We start from the raw sequence: 4398 nt of genomic DNA on the forward strand, positions 1-4398 counted from the left end.
AGAACTCTAGCAGCCCTCCGGGGCTGCTCCGGACACGTCCCCCGTGGTCCCGGTCACGACGGCGGGGCCGCTCCCGGTCACGCGCGGAGGCCCGCCGCGGCGCGCACCCGCGCGGCGGTGGAGCGCGCGTTCGGCGACGACACCGCCTACGGCCGCTACGCGGACGGCAGCCTGGCGGACGCGGCGAGCGCGTTCGTGCTGCCCCCGTTCCAGCCGGAGGCGCTGGCCGGGGCCGAGGAGGCCTGGCGGGCGTCCGCGGCGACGATGGCGCGACCGGCGGGCGGGCTGGCCCCGGGCGCCGGCTGGCGGCAGGACGGCATCTCGTGGACGCCGCAGACGTCGCTGTACGCGCTCACCGCGGCGGTGAACGGCGACGACGCGCAGGCGCGTGCCCGGCTCGACTGGCTGGACGCGCACCGCACGGCGATGGGGGCCCTGCCGGAGAAGGTGCTCGCGGACGGCTCGCCCGCGGCGGTCGCCCCGCTCGCGTGGACCGCGGCGTGCGTGGTCCTGGCGGCGGCGGCGCTGGACGGCTGACCTCGCGGGCCGGGGCGGCCTGCCCCGGCCCGCGAGCACGTCTCAGCGCGGGAACCGGCTCAGAGCGGGCGGACCTGCTCGGCCTGCGGGCCCTTGGTGCCCTGCCCGACCTCGAACTCCACCGACTGCCCCTCCTCGAGGCTGCGGTACCCGTTGGACTGGATGGCGCTGAAGTGGACGAACAGGTCCTGACCGCCGTCGGCCGGGGTGATGAACCCGAAGCCCTTCTCGGCGTTGAACCACTTGACGGTTCCCTGCGGCATGCGGTGCTCCTGACAACGGGGTGATCGGTGCGCCGCAGAGCCCGTGGTCCCCCCGGTCCTGGAGAGCGGTCACCGCGACGCGGCCGAGACTAGCCCCGCCCTCCGACCTGCGGAAGGGGTCAGCCCGCGAAGTCCGCCAGCAGGAGGACGACGACGCCCTCGGGCGCGGTGCCCGCCGACTCCACGACGCTCGCGATGCCGAGCGTGTCCGCGACCTGCTGCGCGGTCGGCGCCAGGTCGGCGCTCGCGTAGAACACGGTCGACTGCTGCAGCCCGCCGGCGTTGCCGTTGCCGGCCTCGACCGACGTGAACCCGGCGTCCTCGAGGTCGCTCGCGGCGCCGCCGGCGAGGCCCGAGCGGCCGGAGGCGTTGAGCACCCGCACCGCGGTGGTGAGGTCGGCCGTGGGGGCCGGCTCCTCCTCGACGGGCGGCTCCTCGCTCTCGGCCGGCTGCTCGGCGGCCGGGTCCTCGGCCGCCGGGTCCTCCGCGGCCGGGTCCTCCGCACCCTCGGTGGCGGCGGACGTCTCCGGCGCGGCCGCCGCCGGCTGGGTCGAGTCGCCGAACCCCGGCAGGCGGCCGTCCCAGGACGACGCCCACACCACCAGGCCGACGGTGACGGCCGGGACCAGCACGACGACGGCGACGAACGGCCACCAGCGGCTCCACCAGCTGCGGGGTGCACGGTGCACGCCGATCGGCGCGTCGGGCGCCGGCTCGGCGTCGAACTCGTCCTCCGGGTACCGGTCGCTCGCCTTGGTCACGGCGGACAGGCTAACGGCTCGACCTGTCCACCCCGGCACGCACGGCGCGCCGCACGGGGGTGGCGGTGCCGGTCAGCCGTCGGCGCCGAGCCGGCGGGCGCTGCGTGCGCGCTGCCGGGTGGACCGCATGCGGCGCAGCCGCTTGACCAGCATCGGGTCGTGGGCGAGCGCCGCCGGGGAGTCGATGAGGGCGTTCAGCACCTGGTAGTACCGGGTCGCCGACATGTCGAACAGCTCGCGGATGGCCTGCTCCTTGGCGCCGGCGTACTTCCACCACTGCCGCTCGAAGGCCAGCACCTCGCGGTCGCGCTCGGACAGGCCGCCGTCCGCGGCGCCCGCGCCGCCCTCGACCGCCACCAGGGCGGGCCGGTCGGCCGTCTCCGACGTCGCGTCCATCCGTCCCTGCTCCTCCCGGTGCTGCCGCGGCCCGGCGTCCGCGACCGGTCCGGCGTCATCGTACGGCCGGAATCACACGCGTGTCATTCCTCCGGGGGGCCGCCACGGGCGCCGGGAGGGGTGCGCCGGTTCCGCTAGCCTCGGGGCCCGTGATGCCCGCACCGCTGTCCGAGCTGGTGGCCCCCGACTGGGCGGAGGCGCTCGCGCCCGTCGAGCCGCTGGTGCACGCCGCCGGGGAGTTCCTGCGCGCCGAGGTCGCCGCGGGCCGCGGCTACCTGCCCGCCGGGCCGGACGTGCTGCGCGCGTTCACCCGGCCGCTCGCGGACGTGCGCGTGCTCGTCGTCGGCCAGGACCCCTACCCCACCCCCGGGCACCCGATGGGGCTGTCGTTCTCGGTCCAGCCGGACGTGCGGCCGGTCCCGCGGTCGCTGGCGAACATCTTCACCGAGCTCCGGGCCGACGTCGGCGTGCCGCAGCCGACCACGGGCGACCTCTCGCCCTGGGCCGACCGCGGCGTCATGCTGCTCAACCGGGTGCTCACGGTCCGGCCCGGTGAGCCCGCGTCGCACCGCGGCCGCGGCTGGGAGGCCGTCACGGAGCGCGCGATCGCGGCGCTGGTCGAGCGCGGCGGCCCGCTGGTGGCCGTGCTGTGGGGGCGGGACGCCCAGTCCCTCGCGCCCGCCCTCGGCGACGTCCCGGTGGTCGCGAGCCCGCACCCGAGTCCGCTGTCCGCCAGCCGCGGGTTCTTCGGCTCGCGGCCGTTCTCCCGGGTGAACGCCCTGCTCGCCGAGCAGGGCGCGGACCCGGTCGACTGGTCGCTGCCGTAGGGCGGCGACCGGATCCGCCTGGAACCGGGGCGCGCCGCCGGGGCACACTGCAGGGGTGACGACGCACGAGGGGGCCGCGGCGACGGCCGCGACGCAGGACAGCACGGCGCTCGACCCGACGACCGCACCACCGTGGCGCCGGTACGTCGCGGTCGGGGACTCGTTCACCGAGGGCCTGTGGGACGCGCCGCACGGCGAGGACGGGCCGGTGCGCGGCTGGGCCGACGTGCTCGCGGGGCTGCTGTCCGAGCGCCGCCGGGCCGCGGGCGCGGAGCCCCTGCGGTACGCGAACCTCGCGGTGCGCGGCCGGCTGCTGCGGCCGATCGTGGCCGAGCAGGTGCCGGAGGCGCTCGCGATGCAGCCCGACCTGGTCAGCCTGGTCGGCGGCGGCAACGACATCCTGCGCCCGACCGCCGACCCCGACCGGCTCGCGCACGGGCTGGAGCAGGCCGTGGCGCGGATCCGGGCCACCGGTGCGGACGTGCTGCTCGCGACCGGGTTCGACGCCTCCGGGTCCCCGATCGTGTCCACCACCCGCCCGCGGGTCGGCGTCTACAACGCGCACATCTGGTCGATCGCCCGGCGGCACGGCGCGCACGTGCTCGACCTGTGGGGCATGCGGCACCTGCACGACATCCGGATGTGGGCGCCCGACCGGATCCACCTGACCTCGGAGGCGCACGCCCGGGTCGCGCAGGGGGCGCTGGTCGCGCTCGGGCTCACGCCGGACGACCCCGGCTGGGACTCCCCGCTCACGCCGACGCCGCGCCCGTCGCGCGCGGTGCAGGCGCGCCAGGACGCGCAGTGGCTGCGGCTGTACGCCTACCCGTGGGCGACCCGGCGGCTGCGGGGCACGTCCTCGGGCGACACCCGGCAGCCGAAGCTCCCGACGCTCACGGAGGTCTAGGCGTCAGCCGGCCGCGAGCGGGTCGCCCGCCGGCGCCGCGTCACCGTCCGTCACCAGGGCGAGCGACACCCCGCCGAGCTGCTCGACCGGGACCGGGTCGCCCGTGACCCGCACGGTCGTGGTCGGGGCGGTCACCGGCGCGCGCGACTCGGCCAGCGCCGCGTCGTCCGTCCCGTGCAGGGTGACGGCGACCTCCCGGCCCGCGCAGTCCTCCGGCACGTCCGACAGCGAGGTCGCGGTGACGCCGTACCCGCCGAGGCCCGGGACGTAGTCGACGGCGTAGTCCACCGAGATCCGGCTCACCACGCAGGCGCCCGCCGGCGCGTCGTCGCCGCCCTCCCAGGTCATCGCCCGCGCCATCGAGACGGCGAGGCCGGCGCAGCCCAGCCACGCCAACGTGACTCCCGCCGCGCGGCGGGCCCGGACGTGCTCGTGCGCCATCGGCGCCCCCTCCGTGGACGTGCACCGGTCGATCCGTCGACCTGGCGCCCCCATCGTCCGCCGGTGCCCGCCGTTGAGCATCCGGTGCGCCGCTCCACCCGGACGGGCGACCCCCCTCACCCGCCCGCGCGGCCGGCCGCCGGCACCGGCCACCCGCGGGGCGCGGGCGCCCTCGGTGCGCCGAGAGTGCAACCGACACGTCGAGCGAGTAGCAGCTGGATGCTCGCTCGACGTGTCGGATGCACACGCGCGGCCCGCGCGGCGGC

At 77.5% G+C, this 4398-nt stretch carries 7 protein-coding genes; 3 read left to right on the plus strand and 4 right to left on the minus strand.

Features of this window, described 5'->3' with window-relative positions:
- Window positions 1-117: 117 nt before the first annotated feature.
- Window positions 118-537, plus strand: a complete 420-nt coding sequence (locus tag FA014_RS18405; protein WP_154731070.1) for a hypothetical protein — start codon at window positions 118-120, stop codon at window positions 535-537.
- Window positions 538-596: 59 nt separating this feature from the next.
- On the opposite strand, the gene FA014_RS18410 is transcribed toward FA014_RS18405, so the two are convergent.
- The 3 genes from FA014_RS18410 to FA014_RS18420 form a co-directional block, all read right to left on the minus strand.
- Entirely contained in the window at window positions 597-800 is a 204-nt protein-coding gene (locus tag FA014_RS18410) for a cold-shock protein (protein WP_154731071.1), read from the minus strand.
- Between the two features lie 119 nt (window positions 801-919).
- Window positions 920-1561 (minus strand): LytR C-terminal domain-containing protein, encoded by a 642-nt coding sequence (locus FA014_RS18415; RefSeq protein ID WP_195969370.1) that lies wholly within the window; start codon window positions 1559-1561, stop codon window positions 920-922.
- 72 nt (window positions 1562-1633) lie between these two features.
- Entirely contained in the window at window positions 1634-1957 is a 324-nt protein-coding gene (locus FA014_RS18420) for a DUF3263 domain-containing protein (RefSeq protein WP_230323388.1), read from the minus strand.
- 152 nt (window positions 1958-2109) lie between these two features.
- Here FA014_RS18420 and FA014_RS18425 point away from each other — a divergent pair, with 152 nt between their 5' ends.
- On the plus strand, window positions 2110-2784 hold the full coding sequence (locus FA014_RS18425; protein WP_154731073.1) for a uracil-DNA glycosylase: 675 nt from the start codon (window positions 2110-2112) through the stop codon (window positions 2782-2784).
- A gap of 55 nt (window positions 2785-2839) precedes the next feature.
- Window positions 2840-3691, plus strand: a complete 852-nt coding sequence (locus tag FA014_RS18430; RefSeq protein WP_154731074.1) for an SGNH/GDSL hydrolase family protein — start codon at window positions 2840-2842, stop codon at window positions 3689-3691.
- A gap of 3 nt (window positions 3692-3694) precedes the next feature.
- Here the strand turns inward: FA014_RS18430 and FA014_RS18435 are convergent, their stop codons facing one another.
- Window positions 3695-4132 carry a hypothetical protein gene (locus FA014_RS18435; protein WP_154731075.1) on the minus strand — a complete coding sequence of 146 codons (438 nt, stop codon included), beginning with the start codon at window positions 4130-4132 and terminating at the stop codon, window positions 3695-3697.
- Window positions 4133-4398 lie beyond the last annotated feature (266 nt).

Origin of the sequence: Cellulomonas hominis (assembly GCF_005239125.1) — a bacterium.
Lineage (GTDB): Bacteria > Actinomycetota > Actinomycetes > Actinomycetales > Cellulomonadaceae > Cellulomonas > Cellulomonas hominis_A.